Consider the following 25231-nt stretch of genomic DNA (forward strand, 5'->3'; position numbering starts at 1 on the left):
ACGCCATGACCAGCGCGCAGATCTTGATCGTCGAGGATGACCGCATTGTCGCACGCGATATCGCGCAACAGATGAGCCGCGCGGGCTATGTCGTGGTCGGCAGCACGGGTAGCGGCGAAGAAGCGCTCGCGCTGGTCGAGACGCTGCCCGCAGGCAGCAAGCCGGATTTGGTGCTGATGGACGTGCGGCTCGAGGGCGAACTGGACGGCATCGACACCGCGCGGTGTATCCGCGAAGCGCGCGACATTCCCGTCGTGTTTCTCACCGCCTACGCGGACGAAGAGACGATCCGCCGCGCGACGGCAGCGGAACCGTACGGCTACGTGCTCAAGCCATTCGACGACATGCAATTGCGTACCGTCGTCGAAATGGCGCTTTACAAGCACGGCGCCGAGCGGCGTTTGCGCGAGAGCGAGCAGCGCTATGCGATCACGCTGTCGAGTATCGGCGACGGTGTGCTGTCGACGGATGTGGATGGCTTCGTCACCTTCGTCAATCTCGCCGGCGAAGCGCTGACGGGCTGGTCGCGCAGCGAAGCGACGGGACGGCGGCTGGGCGAGGTCTTCAGTCTGCACGATGAGAACACGCACGCACCGATCGAGGATCCGATGGCCGCCGTGCTGCAAACCGGGAGCGACGGCGGGCTGCCCGCGCGCGCCATTCTGCGCGCGCGCGGCGGCAGCGACCTGCCGGTCGAATGCACGGGCACGCCGATGACGGACGAACGCGGCGTGCGGCAGGGCATCGTGATTGTGTTTCGCGACGTGACGCAAAAGCGCCGCGCGCAGGAAGCGGAAATTCTTCGTGAGACCAATGCGCGACTCGAAATGGCGATGTACGGCTCGAATGTCGGCGTGTGGGAAATCGACATGCCCGAAGGCGATCACAAGCGCGGCTTCGCTCGCTATTCGAACATCTACGAGTGGCTCGGCTTCGACACGCCGCAAGCGCGCCTCGATTACGAAGCGTACATGAGCGTGCTGCATCCCGATCATCGCGACAGCACGGATCGCGCGGTCGCATCGTTCCTCGAAAGCGGCGACGGCCTGTTCGAGCTGGAGAACCGGCTGCGGCATCGCGACGGCACCGACCGCTGGGTGCTGGTGCGCGGCACCGCGCGCCGCGACGCGATGGGCAAGCCGGTGCGCTTCGTCGGCAGTCTGGTCGACATCACGGAACTGAAAATGACCGAGCAGGCGCTGCGCGCGAGCGAGGAGCGCTTTCGCGGCACCTTCGAAAACGCCGCGGTCGGCGTCGCGCATTGCGATCTCGATGGGCGCTTTCTGCGTGTGAATCATCGGTCGGGCGAGATCGTCGGCTGGCCGCGGGACGCGTTGCAGCACCGACGGCTTCACGATCTGATTCATGCCGATTTCAGCGTGGCGAGCATTGAGCGGTTCCGCCTGCTGACGGAAGGCAAGCTCAAGCATTATTCGGAGGAAGTGCCGCTCGTCAGGTTCGACGGGGAGCGCGTGTGGGTAACGCTGTCGGTTGCGCTTCAGCACGACGCGTCAGGTCAGACGGCTCACGTCATCGTCATCATTCAGGACATCTCCGAGCGCAAGGCGCTGGAAGAAACGGTGCGCGTCGCGAAGGATGCGGCGGAAGCGGCCAGCCGCGCGAAGGACCAGTTCCTCGCCAACATCAGCCATGAGCTGCGCACGCCGCTCAACGGCATTCTCGGCTATGCGCAGATACTCCAGCGTGACGTGCGGCTCGACACGCGCCAGCTGGCGAGCGTCGGCGTGATCGAGCAGAGCGGGCAGCATCTGCTGACGCTGATCAACGATATTCTCGACTTCGCACGTCTGGGCGCCGGCAAGCTGGAACTGCAGGTCGGCGAAGTGCCGCTGCGCGGGTTTCTCGAGACGATCGCGGAAATCGTCGCCGTGCGCGCGCAGCAAAAGCGCCTCGTGCTGAACTATGTGGCGGCGCCGGATCTGCCTGCCGTGGTCCGTGTCGATGAGCGCCGGCTACGCCAGGTGCTGCTCAATCTGCTCGCGAATGCCGTCCAGTTCACCGACCGCGGCGAGGTCACGCTGTCGGTCAGCCGAGGCGCGGCCGGGCGCCTGCGCTTCGAGGTGCGCGATACCGGTATCGGCGTGAGCGCCGACCGGCTGGAAGCGATCTTTCAACCGTTCGAACAGGCGGGCGATCACACGCGACGCAGCGGCGGGGCTGGGCTGGGTCTCGCGATCAGCCAGCAACTCGTGCGCATGATGGGCGGCGAGATCGAAGTCACGAGTTCGGCCGGAGAGGGCAGCGTGTTCGGTTTTGAACTGGATGCGCCCGCGTCGGCGGCGTGGCCGTGCGAGCGCATACCGCGTCTCCAGGCGGACCGCCTTGATGGCGCGCGCCGCGTCATTCTGGTGGTCGACGATGTCCCCGCGAACCGCACGCTTCTGGCGGAAGTGCTGGGACAGGCGGGCTTTCGGGTGATCGAAAGCAGCGATGGGCGCGATGCGCTCGACAAGGCTGCAGCGTGCGCGCCCGACCTGATCGTTCTCGACACGGTGATGCCCGTGATGGGCGGCATAGAGACGCTGCGCCATCTGCGCCGTTCGCAAACATTGGGAGCGACGCCCGTGATCGTCGTATCCGCCGACGCTTCCGAACAGAACGCACGCGCGAACATCGACGCGGGCGCAAACGTGTTTCTGGAAAAGCCGCTCAATCTCGACCGCCTGTTGGGCTCGATCGCAATGCTGCTCGGCCTGGCGACACTGCAGGGAGCCGGCCCGGCCTGCGAAGCTAACCGGCCGATGATCATCCCGCCGCGCGAGGACATGGCGGCGCTGCACCGCTATGCACTGCTCGGCTCGATGCGCGACATCAGCCGGCACGCCGATCGTCTTGCGAGTTCGCATGAAAAGTATGAACCGTTCGCCGCGCGTTTGCGGCACCTTGCCATGACCTACGAATCGCAGGCCCTGCTTTCGTTGATCGAACATCATCTGAACAACGAAGGGAGTTGACGATGCGAGAGCACAACAAAGACGCGCCCGTCGTGCTCGTGGTCGACGACACGGCGGCGAATCTGGCGCTCGTCGTCGATACGCTGGAAGCCGAAGGGCTGAGCGTGGCCGTCGCGCGCGACGGCCACGAAGCGCTGCGCCGCGCCGAACTGGTCAAGCCCGACCTGATCCTGCTCGACGTGATGATGCCCGGTCTCGACGGTTTCCAGACCTGCCGCGCGCTCAAGGACAATCCCGTCACGCGGGATATCCCCGTGATTTTCATGACCTCGCTGACGCAGACCGAGGACAAGATCACGGGTTTCCGCGTCGGCGCGATGGACTTCGTGACCAAGCCGCTGCAAATGGAAGAAGTGGCCGTGCGCGTGCAGATGCATCTGAAGCTGCATGCATTGCAACGCTTGCAGCAGGAACAGAACGCGAGGCTCGAAGAAGAGATCAAGACGCGCGTCCAGGCGCAGGACGCGTTGATCGAAGTGCTGGACGGCGTTCGCAATGTGTCGAACGCGATTGCGCACGATCTGCGCACGCCGCTCACCGAACTGCGTTCGAGACTCGAGGTGCTGCTGCTCGGGCTGCGCAAGAAGGGCGACGAAGACACGCTGGGCCAGCTCGAAGTGGCGATGGCCGACGTGGACCGCGTGATCGGTATTTTCAATGCGCTGCTTCGTCTCGCCGAGATCGATGCGGGCGTGCGGCGCTCGGGTTTTGTCAAAATCGACGTCGTGACTATCCTGTCGGATGCCGTCGAGTTCTATCAGCCCGTCGCGGAGTTGCGCGGCATTTCGCTGACGCTGTTGCTATGTTCGGAAAGGGAGGTGCTGGCCGACGTCGACCCGTTGCTGCTTGCGCAAGCGATTGGTAACCTGATCGACAACGCGCTGAAGTACGCGCAGGACAACGGCGAGGTCGAGGTGTCGCTGTGTGAGCGTGACGACCGTATCGACGTCACGGTGTCGGATGACGGACCCGGTATCCCGCTCGCCGAACGGTCCAAGGTGACAGAGCGGTTCTATCGCGGCGACCGAAGCCGGGGAACCCCTGGCGTCGGACTCGGGCTCGCGCTCGTCAAAGCGGTGGCGACGCTGCACCATGGTTTTTTGGAGTTCGCTGACAACGAGCCAGGCCTTGCTGCCACCATGACGATCCTCCGGTTCAGCTAGTTGGGAGCCACGGGGTTCAAGAGGGCCATTTCAGAAAATGTGTACCCCGCTGCGGTACAAGTGCCACCGGCAGGCCGCAACATCGATCAGTTCAGTCGCTCCCGCGGACGTCTGCAAACCGACACATTGCTGACGTAGAAGCGAGCCTCGTCGAACGGCGGCGATGGGTCGATCTGCGCGGGTCGCGTGCGCCGGGCGGCGGCCGGCCGAATTCGGCCAGAAGCCGCCGGTTGCCGTAGCAGGGGATACGGTCAAGGCCGGTGTGACAAAGGGTTCGCTCATGAACAGAGTGCCGTCTCTAGGCACGGTGTAGTATTCCTGACTAACAACAATCGGGGATGCCGTGAACCTGCGACAAATTGAATACAGCATTGCGCTGTATCTATCAGCAGCCCTCGCATCTGCCCCATGCGTGGCGCACGTAATGGAATTTCAGCCGCACGTTGAGGAGCCAGGAAACAGGTTCATTGACAAGCCCGAAATCAACCCTTCTCCTGAGCACGTTCTTGTCATTCGCGGCCTCAAGAGCCGGAATTTTCCAACTAAGACCGGGACGGAAATTGGGTCAGCCTCAGTCCATTTGTGTCACTAATCGCTGACCAGCAATAGTCTCTCTTTTGGGGAGCTGTCTCGCATCCGCGGAGAGGCTGCCGAATGGGCACGCCAACTGAGACAGTACTCAGATGAAACGCTATATGGTCCTAACGGACGACAAGACAACAGCGGCCGGTACGGTACAGGCTAAGGCCACCCACGCTCTGCAGTGGACCAATGTCCACGTTGCACATGAGAGATGACGTTGTGTGCCAGCCTGCCATTCGACCGGACCGCCGGGTCAGTGCGGCGACAACGTGCTCGCCACGCAATGAGCCGTCGACTTCAACGAACAGGTATTCCTGCGGGTAGTTGTCCACGATCGTGAGCGTAGCGATCACTCAAATCATCGATCCACATGCGCCGACGCAACGTCGCAATCAAACCAGCCGATCACACCGCTCACCAACCAAACGCAACGCCGCCTGATTTCACAGACCCTCGCATGGTTCGTCCCTGCAGCAGTCCTGCCGAATTTCCGGCAAGGCCGTCGCGCATCCATTCCCGGGAGAACATCATGCGATATCCGTTGCAGTACTCCGACGCACACGCGTCTGCGCCGCATCCATCCGACCTCGAACCCGACCCACACTCACCGGCGCCGCGGCCGGACATCGAGGAGGCGTGAGCCATGAGCAACGAAGCACTTGACCCGCTGCTGCGGCAGTTCGCGGAAAAGCGACTGGGGCGGCCACTCGAGCCGGGCGAAGAACAGGCACTGCTGGAGCGACTGCCGAGCAGGCACACCAACCAGCTGGCGCCAACCGCCGGCACCGCCATACAGGCACCCGCCGCGAACCCGCCGCAGTCGCAGCCACAGCCGCAGCCGAAAACCCGCCAGGAGGCGCGCGAGCAGATCAAGCATTTCCTGCAGCTCAACCAGCAAAAGGCGTACGAGAAGATGCGCGGCATCCTGCAGACAATCGATGCGCAGAACGAAACAACCCTCGGCATGCTGGCGTCGGAACAGCGAAAGGTGTCCGGGGTACTCGACGCGCACGAGCTGCCGCCCGACGCTCAGGCATCCGGCGCGGCCGACATCCAGGACAGCACACGCGAGGCAATGGCGTTGATTGGCGAACAACTGACGGGTCTCATCCGGCAGGAAATCGATGCGTGCTTCCGGCAATACGTCGACGTACTCGCCGTCCGGCTCGACGCGATATACGACCGCCTCCAAAGTATCGGCGCCAGTCCGACCGAATTGTCGGAAAAAACCGCGCCGGATGCCGCCGCCAGCGCGATCGTTCACGACACCCCCGGCCCAGCGTCCATGTAGTAGCACACGGGTCATGCGGCTGAACGCGAAAAACGGCCAGCCCCGATGTGCGCCTTCTCAACTACGTGAACCAAGGAGCAACAAATGACTGAAAAGTGTCAAGTGTGCCAAGTCAATCCCGCGATTACGGATGCGGTCACACAGGTCAACGTCAAGGTGGTCGCCGAAGCGCCGGCAATGGCGATGGGCTCGCTGTACCAGGCCCAAAGTCATTCGCTGAGCATCCTGTTCGAGAACGCGGTGCAGCAGCAGTCGCAGGCCGCGATCCAGTCGCAGACGTCGACGAACGTGGGGACGATGCAGCTCTACACGATCGGGCCGGAAAGCGCAGGCGCGGCCGCCACGGAAATCGGCTCGAACGGGATCATCTCGCTGCTGGCCGACGTGATCGCGATCGGCAAGGCGGTGGCTCGTCCGTAAGGCGCCGTCGCAACACCGTGGTTGAGCGGCGGCGCAAGCGGTACGAACCGCCAAGGCCGCCGCGCCGCGGATCCGCAGCACGGCCGCCGCGCGCAGCACAGCGGTGCCGTGTGGTGTTCCGGAGCAACTGACAGAACTGACAGAACGGGCAGAGCCGATTCGATGCGGCGCCCAATCGCAAACCAGGAGAAACTCGATGGGAAACGAAAACGATACGACCATTGGCGACCCGACCGACGCCTGCGACTGCAAGACCTGCGCGGTCAATGCCGCGATCACCGACGCGGTCACGCAGACCAACGTCAAGGTGGTGGGCGAAGCGCCCGCGATGGCGACGGGCTCGCTGTACCAGGCCCAGAGCCATTCGCTCAGCGTGCTGTTCGAAAACGCCGTGCAGCAGCAGTCGCAGTCCGCGGTGCAACTGCCGACGTCGACGAACGTGGGGACGATGCAGCTCTACACGCTGGGGCCGGCGAGCGCAGGCGCCGCCGCGACGGAAATCGGCTCGAGCGGCGTGCTTTCCGTGCTGGCTGACGTGCTCGCGATCGGCAAGGCGCTCGCCTGACGCGCAACCCGGCGTTGACGCCTGGCGGCCGCCGCGGTGGCGGCCGCCAGGCACCCGACGTCGTGCCGACGCCCGCGAAGGCGGGCGCCCGCGCCGCATCGACGGCCGCGCGGCGCGCTTCGCCGACCGACCCACTCATGCTTTCGCCGTGACCGCGTCGACTGCGCCGCTGCGGCGAGCAACAACAGGAGTAACGACATGCCGGAACAGGCCTCCGCCGCGATTGCCGATGCAGTCACGCAAGCCAACGTCAAGGTGGTGGGCGAAGCGCCCGCCGTGGCCTTGGGCACGCTCATGCAGTCGAACAGCCACGCGTCCGCGATCCTGCTTCACAACGCGGTGCAGATGCAGGCGAACCAGGCGGCGTCCAACCTCGCCGCCACGACCGTCGGCATCATGCAGCTCTATGCCGGCTCGCCGGCGGCGGCGGCTGCCGCGGCACGATCGTCGAACGACAGTTTCGTGTCGCAACTGGCCGCCGTCGCGCAGTTGATGAACGCCATCGGTCACTGGCGCGGCTGATCTGCACCGCGCGCCGCGTAATCCTGCGCGCAACCTCCTCACGCCGCGGCGCCGCACGACGACGTGCGCGCCGCGGCATCAATTGGCGTCGGCGATATACCGGAGCCGCTCCGGTTTCTCGATCGTCACACCGTGTGCGTGAAGCCGGATCAGGCCGTCGCGCTGCATCTTCTGCAGCGTGCCGTTCAATCGCGGACGGCTGACGTTGAGCATCGCGGCCAGGATGCTCTGATTCTCCGGCAGCGGCACCTCGACGTCGTTCCCTTGCATGCGATTCAACAGATGGCGCGCGAGCCTTGCCTCGAGCCGGTACAGGCACGCCGACTCGGCGAAGTCGCTCAGCTGGTGGATGTGCAGGCACAGCTGCTCGTAGATGCGCTCCATGAAATCGGCGTTGGCGCGCAGCGGTGCGAAGTGCTGGCGATGCAGCAGCGAAATGCGGCAGTCGTGACTCAACTGGGCGGTGAAGCTGCGCCGGTGCGCGCGAAGGAGGGTGCTTTCACCGATGAGTTCTCCCGGCACCGAATGGCCGAGAATGATTTCGCGTCCGCCGGGTTCGTGCAGTGTCTTGTAGACGCGGCCGCGGTGTACGAAGGCGACGAAATCTTCCGGGTCGCCCTTGAAGAACAACATTCGGTTGCCGTGTTCGGGCCAGGGCATGAGATGCCGCTCGACGTGGGCGAGCAGGCTTTCCGGAAGATCGGTGAGTATCCGTATAGTGCGCAGCGTTTGAGCGTTAGCAAGGGCAGGCATGTTTTCCGTGCGAGGTTGTTTGACGATGCGGCCACCTAGCGGAAAACGCTGCTTCCGGTACTGCGTGAAAAAATAATGAAGATACCGAAATAATCGACGATCAGTCCGGAAGCGACGGCACTTTGGCGGCAATGACGTTCGGGCGACCGACATCGATAGCGGCGTGCCGGCGCGCGAACGCGTCGCGACGCTAGTCGTTCTTTTTTCATCGCAATGCCGTTATTTACGCCCGGGCGGAGTGCCTGATACGGCGGAACGGGCGACGCTCGTGGGTTAAAAATTTCCGTTCACAATAATCAAGAAAATTGACCAAAACGATTATCTCAATAACGGTGTTACGCGGGTAACAGCGCCGTTCTCGGCATCAAATCGATTCTGTGTTTTCCATAAAAACGGAGGGCACGGAATGACAACCTCGAACCCGCACGCTGCCCCGCCGGCCGCGTCACAGGCGCAGCAGCTCGATCGTACGTGGCGTGAAATGCAGGGGAAATTGCGGCGCCGCGCGCGCCTCTTGTGCAAGGGGGATATTTACCGTGCCGACGAATTGCTTTCGGATACCGCACTCAAGGTTCACATTTACCTGCAGCGTTCGCCCGAGCGCGTTCGGAACCTGGCCGGCTTTCTCTTTCTGGCGCTGAACCACGCATTCCTCTCTGGCGCGCGCCAGCGTCAGCGCGAAAACGGCATGCTCGAATACGACTCCAGCTGGGACGACGATCACATCGCCGAGCTGGCGGGCCACGCACCGTCGATGGAGCAGCAGTTGCTGCTCCGACAGCAACTGCTGCGTCTCGACCAGGCGCTGTCGATGCTCCCGCAGCAGCAGCAAATCCTGTTCACGCTGAAGTTCGAGGAGGACATGCCCTATCCGCATATCGCGGCGACGCTCGGCATCAACGAGCCGCTTGCCAGAAAGCGCGTCGAGCTGCTGCGCAAGAAATTGCGCGACGGACTCGCTTGAGCGCGTTCACGAATGCGGGGACGCAGCGTTCCTAACGGCATACGCGGTGTCGATGGCCTGCCAGCCCGCCCGTTCCTTCAACCGCATGCCGGAGCCGAGATTCGAGGAGGCCTCGTGGCAGACAAAGTCAATGAGCAGGTTACCGACGCACTGACGCAGACCAATGTCAACGTCGTGGCCGGATCCCCGGCCCAGGCGCTGGGCACGCTTTACCAGATGTTCAGCCAGGCGGTCGGCATCTCCGCACAGAACATGACGCAGCAGCAGGCGGCGCTGAACCAGATTTCGAACGCCGTCGTGTCGAAAGCGGTGGCGATGATCCTGTCCGTCGAAGCGTCGCCGAAGGCGGCGTCGGGCGGCTCATCGGGCGGCGCGCCGCATGCCGCGACGGGCGGACCGCAGACGGGTTCCACGCATTAGCACGTGCAGACTCTCGGGATACCTGAACCATGAATATGAAAGGCCTTTTGGGCGGGCGCGGCGACGACGCGCCGCAGACGCCGCGCGATGTCGACGACGCCGCAGCCGAAGCCGAAGCCGAAGCCACGACGCCAGCCGATGTCGCGCCGGTTCCCGCGGCGTCGAAGGTCGGCGCGCGCGCGTGGCCGGTCAACCGGCTGCGCAGGTTCACCGATGCGTTGAAGGCGCCGAACCAGATCGCGGGCGGGCCTGGGCCAGGCGGCTCCGCGCTGCAGACCGTGCAGGCGATCAACGCGGAGGCGGCGTCCTACGCGACGACGCAGATCGCGGTCGGCCCGAACATGTTGATCACGCAGGCGGGCGGCATGGTTGCGCAGGCGGCGGCCAACTACTTCGAGGCGTCGACGTCGCTGGCGATCGCGGGCAAGAGCGTGCTGATGAAGGATCTCGCGCAGAAGACCATCGACGAGAACGTGTCCGGAATGGCGATGGATGCGATGGGCCTGCTGTTGACGGACCTGTTCGTCGCGACCGCGGCACTCGTGGCGGGTGCCGCGGAAGCGATCGAAGGAGAGGCCGCGAGCGTCGCGCTCGACAAGATCGACGAGAGCTTGCAGAAGTATCAGGCGCTGTTGGACAAGAAGGGCGCGTAGTGCGAGCCGGTGGCGGCGGACTTCCAGCCTGCCGATCCTCGGGAGCGAGCGGAGAAACAATAAGTAGATCGACAGATCAAGAAATGGCTACCGTGTGCACCAGCGCGATCGCCTGCATGAACGACGACGGAGAAGCGGCCCGCGTCGGCCACGATAGGCCGATCCATTACCGAGTCGAAGACGAACGTCCCGGGCAATCATCCCCGTGAACACAGATCGATTGACTCCGGTATGCGCAGCGACAAAGAATCAATCGACACGATCCGCCGCGCCGTCAGCCCGGAGGCGGGAAGTGAGCAGCGGGGCCGACGCACGTCCGCTTCCCGAACACGTCGCGGCTCCGCCACCAGCAGTCCCATCGAGTCATGCGAGGAACCCATGCCCTACATCATTCAGAACGTACAAGGTCCCGCGCCGCTGTCGGTTGGCGAGCGCATCTGGGGTGACGCGACGGAAATCGATTTTGGCGCGATGACGAGCTGCATCGCGCTCGTCGAGCAGACGCCGGGCAAACCGGCGTCGGTGCGCGCGATCCATCTGTCGATCGTCAGCGGAGATGGCACGCCGGTCTACGATCCAGCGTCGAACGTGGCCGGACAGGTCGGCGCGATCATGCAGCCGACCGGCAACCTGCGTGCGTGCCTCGGGCGCATCGAAGTCTGGCAGGGCAGCGAGTCGCAACAGCTGCGGGATTTCTTCGCCGGGCTGATGCAGAGCCTCGACATGACGACCTGGGTTCCGCTGCCCGATGGCAACCTGCGGGTGCGGTTCAACGGCGGTGTGATCCAGTATCGGGAGGGCAGCGGCGCGTGGATCGACGTGTAGGCGGCCGGCGCCCGCCACGCGAAAAGGGCACCGGCCGATGCCATTCAGGTGATCGTGGCGAAACTCAAGGAAACGACGTCCGCGAGTCGCACGCTCACGTCTGCGTTCGCAGATCGAATATGCGGGTCATCGGTGTCCACTTCAGACCGGCCGGTGTCCACGGCGTCGGGGCCTGAAATGTCCACATCACGTCTTCCCAAGCACGAACCGTAGGATTTGCTTCCGCTGCTTTGGCCATGCGTTCGGCATCGAACACCGCGTCATCGGTATCCATCACCATCGTCATGCGCGTGCCGAGGCGGAAAATTTCCATACCGCGTACCCCATGCTCGCGTAGATGCCGCAGCACGTCGGGCCATACGGCACGGTGATGCTCCTCGTAGCGAGCGATCAGATCAGGATCGTCTTTCAGATCCAGTGCGAGACAGTAGCGCATAGCGACCTCATGTTGGAAAACGCCCGAAGAGCGTGAACCGTCGACTGTTCAGGATCACGCATCAACGGGTAACGAAATACGTGCCGCGCGTTTGCCCGGCACGGCGCCGCCTTGACGGCGACAGACCTGAGCCGCAATGTCCAGCGCGTGCGAGCGCATGTCGATCAGGAGCGAGAGCGCCTCGTCGAGCAGATCTTGTTGCTGCGCCGATAGCTGCAATTCGCTTGTGCGATCGCGCGGCGCCGATTGGGGCGGGTTCATGTTCATGGGTGACGATTTCCGGAGATGTGTGGGAGCAGGGCGGAATATCACATGATCGGGCCGCGCAGCCACGGCACGAACTCGCGGTCGCCCATGCCGTTCTGCTCGCTGCAGGTGCGCGCGCCCGACGCGACGTCCAGCATCAACCGGAATAGTTGCGCCCCCGCCTGCCCGACGGAAAGCGAACCGTCGACGATCTCGCCGCCATTGAAATCCATATCCGTGCGCATCCGCTCGAACAGTCCGGTGGTCGTCGCCAGCTTGATGGTGGGAACCGGCTTGGAGCCGAACACTGAGCCGCGCCCCGTCGTAAAGCACACCAGATTGGCGCCTCCGGCGATCTGTCCGGTGGCGGATACCGGGTCGTAGCCGGGCGTGTCCATGAAGACCAGGCCCGATTCCGATACGCGGTCGGCGTAGTCATAGACGGCGTTGAGCGTGCTGCTGCCGCCCTTCGAAACCGCGCCGAGCGACTTTTCGAGAATGGTCGTGATGCCGCCGGCCTTGTTGCCGGGCGAGGGGTTGTTGTTCATGTCGCCGCCCGATTCGCCCGCATACCGTTCCCACCAGCGCAGCTTGTCGAGGAGCCGCTCGGCTACGACGCCGGACGCGCGTGCGGTCAGCAAATGTTCGGCGCCGTAGATTTCCGGTGTCTCGGAAAGGATGGCGGTGCCACCGTGGCGAACGAGCAGATCGACGGCTGCCCCGAGCGCGGGATTCGCGGTGATCCCCGAGTAACCGTCCGAGCCGCCGCATTGCAGGCCCACTTTCAGCCGCGCGGCGGGAACTTCGGTACGCGTCATGCGATTGGCTGCCGTCAGCATTTCCCGGACGATCGCGACGCCGCGCGCGACGGTTTCACGCACGCCGCCTTCATTCTGGACGACGAGGGTCCTGACCGGGGAAGCGTTCGTCGTTTCAACGGACGTTGCAAGGTCACCGACCTGGTTCACCTCGCAACCGAGGCCCACCAGCAGCACGGCCGCGAAGTTCGGATTGCACGCGTAGCCGGTCAGCGTGCGGCGAAGTACGGCGATGCCGTCTCCGGTTGCGGACATCCCGCAGCCGCTCTGATGCGTGATCGCGACCACACCGTCCACCGATTCGAACGGAGCCATCGCGTCGCCCTTGAACGCGTCCGCAATCGCGTGACAGACGCTGGCGGAACAGTTGACGCTGGCGATGACCCCGATGTAGTTGCGTGTGCCAACCTGTCCGTCCGCCCGCACGAAACCCTGAAACGTCTCCAATCGGTCTGCTGGCGCGAGCGCGTGACCGGCATCGATGTGCGCGGCACGATGCGCGTGATGCTCGGGCATGCCGACGTTGTGAACGTGAACGTGCTCGCCGGGCGCAATATCGTTCAGCGCGACACCGATCGTTTGCCGGTACTTGATCACCGGACTGCCTCGCACGATGCGACGGGTCGCTATCTTGTGGCCCGCCGGAATGGAGGTCACAGCGATGGTCGACACGCCATTCACTTCAATCGACGTGCCGGCCTCGAGCGTTCTCAATGCCACCGCTACGTTGTCGTCGCCATGAAGCATGACGACCATCCGATCATTCATGATGCATTTGCCTCTTTGGTTGAGGGTGTCACGCCATGCCGCGCGAGCGTATCGCGTAGCCGAGTCTGATCAGGCGCGACCCCGAGCGAATCGCCCAGTTCGATCAGCGGCAGAATTCGCCGCCGGACCTTTTCGACATGGTTGCCGGCAATGTCCGCGATGTGATGGTCGAGATACGGATTGAGAAACCGTTCGCGCACGCTTGCAACGTACTGTTCTGCGCGAACGCGCATCCCGAGCGCATCGAACACGGGCAAGACTTCCTCGCCCCAGACGCCCTCGATGCCCTCGCGCAGCGTCGTGTCGTTCATCGCGTCGAATACGGTCTGCGCGCTGCTGCGGCGCTGCACGAGCCATTGGTCGGCGAGCCACGTATGCCCGACGTTCAGGAAGAACAGCTTGAGCCGCTCGTGGCTGAGCAGGTCGTCGGTCACGACGATATGTTCATGCGTGCACGGCAATTCCATGCCCGGATGTCGTTCGATGGCCCAGAGCGCGTAGGGCTCGGCCACGGCGCCCACCGGTTCGATCGGTTCGGACACGATCCGGTCGACCAGCGAGTTGACCCAGATGCATCGTTGCGACAGATACGTGACGAAGGGCGCGGGCAGCGCCCATTGTTCAGCGAGGTCGATGACCAGCGCGCGTAGCGTGTCGCCGTTGCGCGCGACGAGTTCGCACGGAAAGATCGACATGCCCGTACCGGGCCGTGCGCGCCATCGTGCATGCAGCAGCGTGAGCAGCTTGGCGGGGAAGCTGCGCGGGACATGACTCTCCAGCGCGAGCAGGGCAGGCGAATCGCGCTCGTCGAGACGATAGCCTGCATCGCCGGTGTTCGACACAATGACGCGGACGTCATGCATCACCGCATGCCGGATCATCCCCCAGTCGCGGTCGGCGATCCACGCGGCGCGCACGGCGCGGCAGTGGACGACCGTATCCACGATCGCGCCGTGTTCCCTGCCGCGGATCTTCACCGGATAACTACCTGACTGGGCCAGTGCGGCGATGCGCGCATGGTTTGCCGGGTTGTCGGTGGTCTGCACCATGCGGATCCCGCCGATCGCATCGCCGCGCTCCAGCGCCTGCGATACGAACAGGGCAACGTGGGCCTGGAGAAACCGGCTGGTGCCAAACTGAAGAATCGGTTCACTCATCTCGAACGGTTCCCGCGAATTCGGTCAGCACTCGACCAGCGCCTTGACGACGGTCTGCCCGGGCTCCAACAGTTTCGGGAACTCGACGGGAACGTCCGACAGGCTCATCCGATGCGTATTGAGCGCCTTGTCCGGAATGCGGCCGGCGCGCATCGCGTCGAGGACGGTCTCGAAGTCTTCGGCGGTGGCGTTGCGGCTGCCGAGCAGCGTTGCTTCGCGCTTGTGAAACTCCGGATCGGAGAACGTGATCTCGCCCGGGACAATCGAAATCAGCACGTACTTGCCGCCGTGCGCAATGAACTCGAAACCGCGATTCATGGCCTTGACGTTACCCGTCGCATCGAACACAACGTCGAAAAACTCGCCGTTGGTCATCGTCGACAATTCGTCGACGTCGTTCGGCCCCGTCTGCACCGTCGCAACGGCGAAGTGTTCGCGGCAGAACGCAAGGCGATCGGCGCGTGTGTCCAGACAGGTGACGTGTGCGTCTCTCAGCTGGGCGAACAGCATCGCCGCCATGCCGATCGGCCCTGCACCCACCACGAGGATCCTTTGGCCTGCGGACACGGCGGCACGCCGCACCGCGTGCGCGCCGATGGCCAGGAATTCGATCATCGCCGCCTGGTCCAGCGTCACTCCTTCGGCCTTGTGCACGAACTGCGCGGGCACCGACAGATATTCGGTCAATGCGCCGTCACGATGCACCCCGAGCACCTTGATGTTGACGCAGCAGTTGGTCTTGCCCTGTCGGCACGCGATGCACTGTCCGCACGACAGGTAGGGCATCACGTAGACCGCGTCTCCAGGCGCGACATGCGCGCCGGGATCGGCCTCGGCGACGATGGCGGACAGTTCATGGCCCATGACGCGCGGATATTGCAGGTAGGGTTGATTGCCCGAATAGATGTGCATGTCGGTGCCGCAAATACCGACTCGTTGCACGCGCAACAATATCTCCCCTTCGGCGCGGGAAGGCGGCGCGCGATCTTCGTGGCGAAGTATGCCGGGCGATTCGCAAATGATGCTGAGCATGGTGACGTCCTCGTTATTGAGCGTGTTGATCGCCGGACGGCCGATCGATTCTGTAGAAGTGGCATGCATTGCCGCCGAAAACGCGCGCGCGTGCGTCGGGCCCGAGGAAGCGGTCGCAGCATTGTTCGCACCATGCGAGCCAGGCCCCGTAGTCACCAAATTGACCGGCAAGGCGCGAGACGGGCCAGTCGCTGCCCCAGATCAGCCGGGACGCGCCGAACCAGTCGCAGACCGCGCGCACGTACGGCTCGACGCGCAGGAGATCGGGATGCGGGCCGGCTTCCGTCCACATTCCGGAGAGCTTGCAGTGCACGTTCGGATGCGCGGCGAGTTCGCTCATCGCGGCGTGCCACGCTTCACTTCGGCCCGATGCGATGGGTGGCTTGGCGGCGTGGTCGATCACGATGCGCAGGCGAGGGTAGCGGCGCGCGAATGCGAGCAGCGCGGGCAGATGGCGCGGCGTGACCAGTGCATCGAAAGCGAGATCGTTCGCGAGCATGGCGTCGATGGCCGGCTCGAGAATTGGATCGTCGATCCAGTCGTCATCGGCAAGATCCTGCAGCATCGGACGAATGCCACGGAATTTCGGATCACGGGCGAGCGACGCGATATCGGCCGGCGCGCCCGCGGATTTGAGGTCCACCCATCCGACGACGGCCGACACGAAGCTCGTCCGGGATGCAACGTCGAGCAGATAGCGCGTGTCTTCTTGAGTCGGTAGCGACTGGACAACAACAGTCCGCTGCACACCGGACTGCGCAAGCAGCGGTTCGAGATCCTGCGGACCGAAGTCCCGATAGATGGCATCCAGCGTTTGCGGGGGCCAATAACCGTCGCGACTGGCCATCTGCCAGAAGTGCTGATGAGCGTCGATCCGGAATATCACGCGCACACCTCCGGAACCGGCGCGGCTGCGGCGATCAGCCCATCGCGTTGCAACGCAGTCCAGAGCTCCGGCGGGAGCGGTGTGTCGAGCCAGGCGATGTTCTTCTGCAACTGCTCGATACTGCGCGCCCCGACCACGCAGGACACCACGGCCGGGTGGGCCAGCGGAAACTGAAGTGCGGCCGCGGCAAGCGGTACGCCGAAGCCGGCACATACGTCGGCGAGACGCGCGACCTTTCGGACCACTTCGGCCGGCGCATCCGCATAGTTGAACTTGCCGTTTCCGACCAGCACGCCCGAGTTGAAGACGCCTCCGGCGACGATCCGAACATCGTTGCGCACGCATCTATCGAGCAACGGCGAAAGCGCCTCCTGTTCGAGCAGCGTGTAGCGGCCCGCGAGGAGCACGACGTCGAGATCCGCCTCCTGCATCGCGTCGACGGCAACTTCCCACTCATTGACGCCGAGTCCGATGGCGGAAACGGCACGCGCATCGCTCAGTTCGGCGAGCGCCCGGAATCCGCCTCCGCGGGTCAGCTGTTCCCAGTAGTGGGCATGCCGATCGCCGTGCGTGGCGGCGCCGATGTCGTGAACATAGAGGATGTCGATCGTCCGCATGCCGAGGCGTTGCTGGCTGTCCTCGTACGAGCGCATGATGCCGTCGAACGTGTAGTCGAAGTGAGGCCGGAAGGGCAGAGGGTGCGCCCAACCGTCGTCGCCGGGTTGAACCGTATCGTCGGGCCGCATGAGCCGGCCGACCTTGGTGCTCAGTACATATCGTTCGCGCGCCCGCGTCTGCAGCGATTGTCCGATGCGCCGCTCCGACAGCGTGTAACCGTAGAACGGCGCGGTGTCGAAATAACGGATGCCGGCCTCCCACGCCCAGTCGACGAGCGCATCGGCCTCGGCGGTCGACATCGACTTGTAGAGGCCGCCCAGTTGCGAGCAACCGAAGCCCAGTGTGCTCATGACCAATCCGCTACGGGGTAGCGCGTGCGTTGCAATGGCTTTCATGGCGTGTATGTGAATGGAGGAGGTGCCGACGGGCGGCCCGGCAGAGCGCCGCCGCGACGGCGCGTTCGTCAGTACAGGACGTTCTTCGCTGCGGGCGAGTCGAGATTCTGCTTTTCGACCATCAGCACGCCCGTATCCACCTGCTTGGAAACAGGCTTGCGCCCGATCACGTTGACGAGGGTCTCGATGCCCTTGTAGCCCATCTGGTACGAGCTCTGAACGGCGATGGCCTGAATCGTGCCGTCTCGAACGAATCCCTGGAGGTCCTGATTGCCGTCGAAGCCGATCGCCACGACCTTGCCGCCTTTGCCCGACTGCTGCAGCGCGCGTCCCATCCCGACGGCGGTCGGTTCATTGGCGCCGAAGATGCCCTTGAGGTCCGGGTTCGCCGACAGGACGTCGGTCGTCTGGTTCAGCGCATTCGCCATCTGCGACTGCGAATAGAACGGCCCCACCACCTGCAGCTTCGAATGCGCGGCGATGTACTTGCGGAATCCGCCGACGCGGCCGACTTCCGAACCGGCGCCCGGCACGTACGACATGACCGCGACCTTGCCGGTCTGCCCGACCCGGTCGATCATCGCTTTCGCACAGAGTTCGCCGGCTTTCGCGTTGTCGGTCGACAGGAACGACTGGTAGTACTGCTTGCCGGCATCGGATACGGTCGAGTCGATCAACACCACCGGAATATGCGCTTCCCATGCTTTCTTCATGGCCGGCACGAGTGCGTCCGGATCCGACGGCGCGAGGACGATGCCGGCGACATGCCGGTTCACCGCGTTCTCGACCATGTTGACTTCGTCGGCGATCGCCGATTCCGCGGCGGGGCCCTGGAACGTCATCGTGTATCCCTTCGCATTGGCCATGGCGGCGGTGGCGCCTTTCTGCACGTTCTGCCAGTAGTTCGAATTGGCCGTCTTCACGATCACCGCAATTTCGCCTCCGGCGGCCTGCGCATGCGCGCCGAACATCGCGCACAAGATTGCCGCCGCTGCCAGTACGGATAGTTTTTTCATGTCTCGCTCCTTGATGGTGGTTGGAACTTCGTCTTGTGACTACAACTTCCGGTTGCGGAGTTGATCGATCCACACGGTGCCGAGAATGACGACGCCGATGATGATCTGCTGGATGAAGCTCGACACGCCGTTCATGTTCAGGCCGTTGCGCAGCACGCCGATCACGAATGCGCCGATGGCGGTGCCGGAGATCGTGCCGACGCCGCCCATCAGCGACGTGCCGCCGATCACCGCGCTGGCGATGGCGTCGAGTTCGTACATCACGCCTTCGTTCGGCTGGGCCGTGACGAGACGCGACATCAGTACGCAACCCGTGGCGCCTGCGAGCAGGCCGGACAGGACGTAGGTAAACAGCTTGACGCCTTGCACGTTCACGCCGGACAGACGTGCCGCTTCCGCATTCGATCCGACCGCGTAGATGTGGCGGCCCAGCGACGTTCGCGACAGCAGCACCGACACCGCCACGAACAGCACCACCATGATGACGACGGGGTAAGGAATGCCGGGAAAGATCGTGTCGGGAAAGCCGTCGGCCCCGATGTGCGAAATTTTGAAGAGGGCGCCGTTGCCGAGTTCGCCGAACGCGTCGCCGAGCCCCGACACGGGTCTGGCGCCGGTAATCTGCAACGCGAGCCCGCGGGCGACCAGCATCATGCCGAGGGTGGCGATGAACGGCGGCAGCCCCATGTGCGTGACGCAGATCCCGTTGACCCAACCGCATGCAGCGCCGACCAGCATGCCGCCCAGCATCGCGACGGGTACCGGAATGCCGGCCTTGACGAGCAGCGCGGCCGCGACGCCGGCCAGTGCGAGGACCGATCCGACCGACAGATCGATGCCGCCGGTAATGATGACGCACGTCGCGGCCACGCCGAGATACGCGATCGACGTCACCTGAAGCGAGACGGTCATCAGGTTGCCGACGGAGAAGAATGCGGCGCTGGTCAGCGAAAACGCGACGATCAGCACGACCAGGCTGCCCAGCGCGGCAAATTTCTGGATCAGGTCGCGGCGTCGCTGCCGTGCCTGTTTATCGACGGCTGGCGTGCGGCCCGATGTGATGTCAAGCATGACTTCTTCCTGATGCATGATGCAAGATCTCCTCCTGATTGGTCTTTCCGGTTTCAAGCACCGCGGCGATACGTCCTTCGTGAAACACGGCAATGCGATCGGTCATGCCGAGCAACTCGGGCAGTTCCGAACTGATAAGGACGACGCCGACGCCATCGGCCGCCAGGCGGTCCATCAGCCCGTAAATCGCGTATTTCGCGCCGACGTCGATGCCGCGCGTCGGCTCGTCGAAAAAGAGGATGCGCGAGCCGCGGTATAGCCATTTGCCGATGACGATCTTTTGCTGATTCCCGCCGGACAGGTTCCGCGCGATCTGCGCGACCGTCGGTGTGCGGATGCCCAGTTCGCGCACGTAACGCTCGGCGATGGCCGCTTCGTCGGAGAACCGCAGGAAGCCGCGCGACGAGATCGCCGCGACGTTGGCCAGCGTGATGTTTGCGGCGACCGGCATCGCCAGCGCGAGGCCGTCCTTTTTCCGGTCTTCGGACAGGTAGGCAATCCCGTGGCGAATGGCCTCGCGCGGCGAGTTGATCTCGACCGGCGTATCGCCCAGCAGGATCGAGCCGGCATCGGGCCGCTCCGCGCCGAAGATCGCGCGGGCGACTTCGGTGCGTCCCGCACCCATCAGCCCTGCGAAGCCGAGAATTTCACCCTTGCGAAGTTCGAACGACACGGGGCCGAACGTGCCGGTTCGTTGCAGGTCGCGCACCTTCAGCAGCACGTGATCCGTGGGCGTGGATCGGCGCGGCGGGTAGGCATCGTCGAGTGGACGGCCCACCATTCGGGCGACGATCTCGTTCACCGACGTCGATGCAAAATCGCTCGTGGCAATGTGGCGCCCGTCGCGCAGCACCGTGACGCGATCCACGATTTCGGCCATCTCGTCGAGTCGGTGCGAGATGTACAGGATGGCGACGCCTTCGCTGCGAAGCTCCTTGATGATGCGAAACAGCTGCACTGTTTCCGATTCGGTCAGCGACGACGTGGGTTCGTCCATGATGAGCACCCGCGCGTCGAGTGACAGCGCCTTCGCAATTTCCACCATCTGCTGCTGCGCGATCGAGAGCGCGCCGACCAGCGTCGTCGGCGACACGTTCAAGCCGATTCGTTGCAGACACAACTGTGCGGCGCGGTTCAGCGCGCGGTAGTCGACGAACGGGCCGCGCTTGGGCTCGCGCGCCAGGTAGATGTTCTCCGCCACTGACAAGTGGGGCACCAGGTTCAGCTCCTGATGAATGATCGCGATGCCTGCGGCTTGTGCGTCGGTGGCGGACGAAAACTGCACGGGCGCCCCGTCGTAGAGGACGACGCCGTCGTCCGCGCGGTATTGCCCGCTGATGATTTTCATCAGCGTCGACTTGCCCGCGCCGTTCTCGCCGCAAACGGCATGAACCTCTCCCGCTCGTAGATCCAGATCGATGCCGTCGAGCGCCACGACGCCGGGGAAGCGCTTGCCCACGCCCTGCAGCTGCAGGATGGTTCGAGCAGTCGGCCCGCCGCGCGAAAGGGGGGGCGATGGCCGCAAGTCGGCAGGGGTCATGCGTGTCTCCGTTGGTCACTGGCGCAGGCATCGAGCGGCAACTGGTCAGTCCAGTTGCGATGAATTCAAGGATGGAGCGCACATCTGGTCAAGCCAATTGTGATTATGTTGAAGTGACCATACCAATGGTGTAAACCCTTGTTCCGGGTCTATCCCATGCTGGCCGGGCGTTTCGCCGCCGTGGTAGACTCCGCGTGAACGCGAAGCTCCGGCCATTTCGGTCGACCATTTTTCGGATCATGAAGCAGACAGAACCAAAGCGGCTTTACCAATCCGTGGCCGCGCAAATCCTCGCATTGATCCGTCAGGGTGGAATTCCTGCTGGTGGGCGACTGCCGCCCGAGCGCGAGCTCGCGACCACGCTCGGCGTCTCGCGCCCGTCGTTGCGCGAGGCCTTGATCGCCCTCGAAATCGGCGGGCAGATCGAGATACGGCTTGGCTCGGGGGTCTACGTTCGCGATCCTGGCGAGACCGACGGTGGCGGGGTGCCCGCGTTGGGTGAGAGCCCGTCGGAGCTGATGCAGGCGCGCGGTGCCATAGAGGGTTCGGTGGTTGTGCTGGCCACCGCGCGATTCTCGGCAGCTACGCTGGACCGTTTGCGTCGCACGGTGGAGCGCATGAAGCGGCTCGCCGTCGCGGGCAAATCGCCCGTCGACGCGGACCGGCAGTTTCATATGCTCATTGCGGAGGTGGCAGGCAACTCCGTGTTGAGCCGCTTCGTGGGCGAGTTGTTCGATAGCCGACACGACCCGATTGCCGCCGCGATTCGCGGACATTCGGAAAGCCCGGAAACCTGGGCCGCCGCGGTGCGGGAGCACGAGCAGATCCTGAAGGCGTTGCAAGCGGGAGATCCGATCGCGGCGCAAACGGCGATGCGCGCCCATCTTCAAGCGTCGGAGGAGCGCTGGATCGGCGGCGCATTGCAGCACGGGATTGCGCCCTGACGACGCCGATGCCGGTCCCGCGAAAGCGCTGACGTCCAGCCCGCGCAGGCATGCGCGCAATGCCGAAACGCGTGCATTCATCTCGCGTTCGGCAGGCTCGCGGAATCCCCCTGTCGCCCCCAAGCCGCCCCGTTCTGACGACAAAGCGCAATTCATCTGATAATACGCGCGGCGATCCACGCGAACGAGCAGTCGCGCGAATCCCGCCGAACCGTTGCACAGGCAACCAGGCGGCAGCATCGCCCCAATTGCGTCGTCACCCGCCGCAATCCGGAAAACGAAACGGCGTCAGGCCCACCTGGTCGTTCGGAATGTGCCCAGCGCCGTTCAAATCCCCACACGACGCCCGCGCGACGCGGCGTCGCAACCAGGAGGTGAACGATGATCACGCTGACCGTCAACGGTGGCGAACGGCATTTCGACGGCAATCCCGACATGCCGTTGCTCTGGTATCTGCGCGATGTCCTCGGGCACACGGGCACCAAGTTCGGCTGCGGGATGGCGCTGTGCGGCGCCTGCACCGTGCATCTCGACGGCGTCGCGATCCGGTCGTGCATTACACCCGTCGCGGCCGCCGCGGGCAAGAAGGTGACGACGATCGAGGGTCTGTCGACGGACGTGAACCATCCGCTGCAGCAAGCGTGGCAGGAACTGAACGTCGCGCAATGCGGCTACTGTCAGTCCGGGCAGATCATGCAGGCCGCGTCGCTGCTGAAGACGAATCCCCATCCGAGCGACGCCGACATCGACGACGCGATGTCCGGCAACATCTGCCGCTGCGGGACCTATACGCGCATCCGCGCGGCGATCCGGCTGGCGGTGCGCCGCGGAGGTGCCGCATGAACGCGCCGGAACTCTCCGTCCACAATGAAAGCCGCCGCGCATTGCTGCTCGGCTTCGCATCCGGCGGACTGCTGCTCGCGTTCGGCGTGCCGTCGCTTGCGCGCGCGGCCGCGCCCGTGCAGCCGCCGGTCAGCCCGAATCCGCAGTACGGCGGCGCGGGCATGCCGCACGGCTTGCGTGACGATCCGCACCTGTTCGTCGCGATCGCGCCCGACGGCACGGTGACGGTGACCTGCATTCGCTCGGAGATGGGGCAAGGCGTGCGCACGAGCGTCGCGCTCGTGGTTGCCGACGAGCTGGGCGCGGACTGGGCACGCGTGAAGGTCGCGCAGGCCGTCGGCGACGAGCCGCGCTACGGCAACCAGAACACCGACGGTTCGCGCAGCCTGCGCCAGAGTTTCGCGGCGCTGCGCCGCGCGGGGGCGGCCGCGCGCACGATGCTCGAGCAGGCCGCGGCGGCGACCTGGGGCGTCGACGTGCGTCAAGTGAAGGCGACGGTGCACGAGGTCGTCGATACGAAAACCGGGCGCAAGCTCGGCTTCGGTGAACTGGCCGCGAAGGCGGCCGCGCTGCCCGTACCCGATACGCAGAGCGTGGCATTGAAGGCGCCGGCCGAGTTCCGCTACATCGGCAAGGGCGAAACGGCATTGATCGACGGACGCGACATCGTCGGCGGCCGCGCGCACTACGGGATCGACACGCGGCTCGACGGCATGCTGTATGCGGTCGTCGCGCGTCCGCCGGCCTATGGCGATACGGTCGCATCGTTCGACGCGTCCGCCGCGGAAAAGCTGCCGGGTGTCGTCAAGGTCGTGCAGCTCGCGTCTGCGCCGCTGCCGTCCGGGTTCCAGCCGCTCGGCGGCGTGGCCGTGATCGCACGCGACACGTGGACGGCCATCCAGGCACGCGCCCGACTGAAGATCGACTGGAAGCGCGGGCCGCACGCAGGCTACGATTCGGCGGCCTACCGCAAGACGCTCGAAGCGGCGGCCGCGCAGCCGGGCGACGTGATCCGCGATGACGGCGATACGGCCGCGGCGCTCGCGGGCGCCGCGAAGCGGGTGCGTGCGACGTACTACATTCCGCATCTCGCGCACGCGACGATGGAGCCGCCCGCGGCCGTCGCGCGCGTGGCCGACGGCCGCTGCGAAGTCTGGACCTGCACGCAGGCGCCGCAGACCACGCGCGACGAAATCGCGAAGGCGCTCGCGCTGCCGAGCGAGCGCGTCGCGGTCAACGTGACGCTGCTCGGCGGCGGCTTTGGCCGCAAGTCGAAACCGGACTACGTGGTGGAGGCCGCGCTGCTGTCGAAGGCGGTGGGGGCACCCGTCAAGCTGACGTTCACGCGCGAGGACGACATCGCGCACGACTATTTCCACGCGGTGTCGCTGGAAGCGTTCGATGGCGGCCTCGATGCGGCGGGGAAGGTGGTCGCGTGGCAACATCGCACGGTCGCGCCGTCGATCCAGTCGACCTTCAGGGCCGGCGTCGTGCACGAGCAGCCGGGCGAGCTCGCGCAAGGCATCGCCGATCTTCCGTTCGCAGTCCCGAACGTGCGGATCGAGAACCCGGCCGCGCAGGCGCATACGCGGATCGGCTGGTTCCGTTCGGTGTACAACATTCCGCATGCGTTCGGGATCCAGAGCTTCGTGTCGGAACTCGCGCACGCGGCGGGCCGCGACCCGAAGGATTTCCTGCTCGACCTGATTGGGCCGGCGCGGCGTTTCGAGCCGCACATCACGGTGAAGAACGTGAACTACGGCGAGGATCCGGCGTTGTATCCGGTCGATACCGGACGGCTGCGGCGCGTGATCGAGACGGTTGCGCGCGAAGCCGGCTGGGGCCGCAAGCTGCCGAAGGGGCGCGGGCAGGGGATCGCCGCGCATCGCAGCTTCGTGTCGTACACGGCGGTCGTGTGCGAAGTGCAGGTGTCCGCGGACGGCGCGATTTCGGTGCCGCGCGTCGACATCGCGATCGACTGCGGGCCGCAGGTCAACCCGGAGCGCGTGCGCTCGCAGCTCGAAGGCGCGGTGGTGATGGGGCTCGGCATCGCGCTGCACGGCGAGATCACGTTCAAGGACGGGCAACCGGAGCAGAGCAATTTCAACGGCTTCCAGGTGCTCCGGATGAACGAGGCGCCGCGTGAAATCCGCGTGCATCTGGTCGCGCCGGACGACTATGCGACACCGCTGGGCGGCGTGGGCGAGCCGGGCCTGCCGCCGGTCGCGCCGGCGCTGACCAACGCGATCTTCGCGGCAACCGGCACGCGGATTCGCAGTCTGCCCATCGCCGATCAGCTCGCGAAGCAGAAGGCCGGTTGATACGCTG

24 protein-coding genes and 1 pseudogene are annotated in these 25231 nt (G+C 64.6%); 14 read left to right on the forward strand and 11 right to left on the reverse strand.

Going from position 1 to position 25231, the window contains the following annotated elements; translation table 11 throughout:
- Positions 1-71: 71 nt before the first annotated feature.
- The 7 genes and pseudogenes from FFI87_RS34795 to FFI87_RS06635 all read left to right on the forward strand — a co-directional run.
- Positions 72-1142: pseudogene (locus FFI87_RS34795) on the forward strand (PAS domain S-box protein); the annotation flags it as partial.
- 42 nt (positions 1143-1184) lie between these two features.
- Entirely contained in the window at positions 1185-2975 is a 1791-nt protein-coding gene (locus FFI87_RS34800; RefSeq protein ID WP_244108077.1) for a PAS domain-containing hybrid sensor histidine kinase/response regulator, read from the forward strand.
- Between the two features lie 2 nt (positions 2976-2977).
- Entirely contained in the window at positions 2978-4138 is a 1161-nt protein-coding gene (locus tag FFI87_RS06610) for a hybrid sensor histidine kinase/response regulator (RefSeq protein WP_012363591.1), read from the forward strand.
- A gap of 1225 nt (positions 4139-5363) precedes the next feature.
- On the forward strand, positions 5364-6011 hold the full coding sequence (locus FFI87_RS06620) for a hypothetical protein (RefSeq protein WP_138847920.1): 648 nt from the start codon (positions 5364-5366) through the stop codon (positions 6009-6011).
- Positions 6012-6095: 84 nt separating this feature from the next.
- Positions 6096-6431, forward strand: coding sequence for a RebB family R body protein (locus tag FFI87_RS06625; RefSeq protein ID WP_006750338.1), 336 nt, complete (start codon positions 6096-6098; stop codon positions 6429-6431).
- 196 nt (positions 6432-6627) lie between these two features.
- Positions 6628-6996, forward strand: coding sequence for a RebB family R body protein (locus FFI87_RS06630; protein ID WP_006757151.1), 369 nt, complete (start codon positions 6628-6630; stop codon positions 6994-6996).
- A gap of 198 nt (positions 6997-7194) precedes the next feature.
- Entirely contained in the window at positions 7195-7518 is a 324-nt protein-coding gene (locus tag FFI87_RS06635; RefSeq protein WP_138847919.1) for a RebB family R body protein, read from the forward strand.
- A gap of 78 nt (positions 7519-7596) precedes the next feature.
- Here FFI87_RS06635 and FFI87_RS06640 read toward each other — a convergent pair whose 3' ends face one another.
- Positions 7597-8271: a Crp/Fnr family transcriptional regulator gene (locus FFI87_RS06640; RefSeq protein WP_012363593.1), complete on the reverse strand. Its 675-nt coding sequence runs from the start codon at positions 8269-8271 to the stop codon at positions 7597-7599.
- A 406-nt stretch (positions 8272-8677) separates the two neighbouring features.
- On the opposite strand from FFI87_RS06640, the gene FFI87_RS06645 reads away from it, so the two are divergent.
- The 4 genes from FFI87_RS06645 to FFI87_RS06660 all read left to right on the forward strand — a co-directional run bounded on the left by FFI87_RS06645 (position 8678) and on the right by FFI87_RS06660 (position 11133).
- On the forward strand, positions 8678-9235 hold the full coding sequence (locus FFI87_RS06645) for an RNA polymerase sigma factor (protein WP_012363594.1): 558 nt from the start codon (positions 8678-8680) through the stop codon (positions 9233-9235).
- 114 nt (positions 9236-9349) lie between these two features.
- Positions 9350-9655 carry a RebB family R body protein gene (locus FFI87_RS06650; RefSeq protein ID WP_012363595.1) on the forward strand — a complete coding sequence of 102 codons (306 nt, stop codon included), beginning with the start codon at positions 9350-9352 and terminating at the stop codon, positions 9653-9655.
- A 29-nt stretch (positions 9656-9684) separates the two neighbouring features.
- Positions 9685-10308, forward strand: a complete 624-nt coding sequence (locus FFI87_RS06655) for a hypothetical protein (RefSeq protein ID WP_138847918.1) — start codon at positions 9685-9687, stop codon at positions 10306-10308.
- 378 nt (positions 10309-10686) lie between these two features.
- Positions 10687-11133, forward strand: coding sequence for a hypothetical protein (locus tag FFI87_RS06660; RefSeq protein ID WP_012363597.1), 447 nt, complete (start codon positions 10687-10689; stop codon positions 11131-11133).
- A gap of 94 nt (positions 11134-11227) precedes the next feature.
- Here FFI87_RS06660 and FFI87_RS06665 read toward each other — a convergent pair whose 3' ends face one another.
- From FFI87_RS06665 to FFI87_RS06710, 10 genes are all read right to left on the reverse strand, one after another.
- On the reverse strand, positions 11228-11569 hold the full coding sequence (locus FFI87_RS06665) for an L-rhamnose mutarotase (protein WP_138847917.1): 342 nt from the start codon (positions 11567-11569) through the stop codon (positions 11228-11230).
- 54 nt (positions 11570-11623) lie between these two features.
- Positions 11624-11836: a hypothetical protein gene (locus FFI87_RS06670; protein ID WP_138847916.1), complete on the reverse strand. Its 213-nt coding sequence runs from the start codon at positions 11834-11836 to the stop codon at positions 11624-11626.
- Positions 11837-11877: 41 nt separating this feature from the next.
- The gene (locus FFI87_RS06675; RefSeq protein WP_138847915.1) at positions 11878-13401 is read right to left on the reverse strand and encodes a UxaA family hydrolase; all 1524 of its coding nucleotides are present in this window, start codon (positions 13399-13401) and stop codon (positions 11878-11880) included.
- Positions 13398-14558, reverse strand: coding sequence for a mannitol dehydrogenase family protein (locus FFI87_RS06680; protein ID WP_138847914.1), 1161 nt, complete (start codon positions 14556-14558; stop codon positions 13398-13400). The genes FFI87_RS06675 and FFI87_RS06680 overlap by 4 nt, the downstream gene beginning before the upstream one ends.
- A 24-nt stretch (positions 14559-14582) precedes the next feature.
- The gene (locus FFI87_RS06685; RefSeq protein WP_138847913.1) at positions 14583-15590 is read right to left on the reverse strand and encodes a zinc-binding alcohol dehydrogenase family protein; all 1008 of its coding nucleotides are present in this window, start codon (positions 15588-15590) and stop codon (positions 14583-14585) included.
- A gap of 13 nt (positions 15591-15603) precedes the next feature.
- Positions 15604-16476 (reverse strand): amidohydrolase family protein, encoded by an 873-nt coding sequence (locus FFI87_RS06690; protein WP_138847912.1) that lies wholly within the window; start codon positions 16474-16476, stop codon positions 15604-15606.
- Positions 16473-17489: an aldo/keto reductase gene (locus tag FFI87_RS06695; protein ID WP_138847911.1), complete on the reverse strand. Its 1017-nt coding sequence runs from the start codon at positions 17487-17489 to the stop codon at positions 16473-16475. Before FFI87_RS06695 ends, FFI87_RS06690 begins: the two co-directional genes overlap by 4 nt.
- A 68-nt stretch (positions 17490-17557) precedes the next feature.
- Complete coding sequence (locus tag FFI87_RS06700) at positions 17558-18505, reverse strand: ABC transporter substrate-binding protein (protein ID WP_012363604.1); 948 nt, start codon at positions 18503-18505, stop codon at positions 17558-17560.
- Between the two features lie 39 nt (positions 18506-18544).
- Positions 18545-19576, reverse strand: a complete 1032-nt coding sequence (locus FFI87_RS06705) for an ABC transporter permease (protein WP_041489791.1) — start codon at positions 19574-19576, stop codon at positions 18545-18547.
- Complete coding sequence (locus FFI87_RS06710) at positions 19569-21116, reverse strand: sugar ABC transporter ATP-binding protein (RefSeq protein WP_138847910.1); 1548 nt, start codon at positions 21114-21116, stop codon at positions 19569-19571. The genes FFI87_RS06705 and FFI87_RS06710 overlap by 8 nt, the downstream gene beginning before the upstream one ends.
- Positions 21117-21355: 239 nt before the next feature.
- Here FFI87_RS06710 and FFI87_RS06715 point away from each other — a divergent pair, with 239 nt between their 5' ends.
- The 3 genes from FFI87_RS06715 to FFI87_RS06725 all read left to right on the forward strand — a co-directional run bounded on the left by FFI87_RS06715 (position 21356) and on the right by FFI87_RS06725 (position 25224).
- On the forward strand, positions 21356-22060 hold the full coding sequence (locus tag FFI87_RS06715; RefSeq protein WP_138847909.1) for a FadR/GntR family transcriptional regulator: 705 nt from the start codon (positions 21356-21358) through the stop codon (positions 22058-22060).
- Between the two features lie 381 nt (positions 22061-22441).
- Positions 22442-22903, forward strand: coding sequence for a (2Fe-2S)-binding protein (locus FFI87_RS06720; protein ID WP_006754739.1), 462 nt, complete (start codon positions 22442-22444; stop codon positions 22901-22903).
- Positions 22900-25224, forward strand: a complete 2325-nt coding sequence (locus FFI87_RS06725; RefSeq protein WP_138847908.1) for a xanthine dehydrogenase family protein molybdopterin-binding subunit — start codon at positions 22900-22902, stop codon at positions 25222-25224. The genes FFI87_RS06720 and FFI87_RS06725 overlap by 4 nt, the downstream gene beginning before the upstream one ends.
- Positions 25225-25231 lie beyond the last annotated feature (7 nt).

Origin of the sequence: Burkholderia sp. KBS0801, from assembly GCF_005937855.2 — a bacterium.
Lineage (GTDB): Bacteria > Pseudomonadota > Gammaproteobacteria > Burkholderiales > Burkholderiaceae > Burkholderia > Burkholderia ambifaria.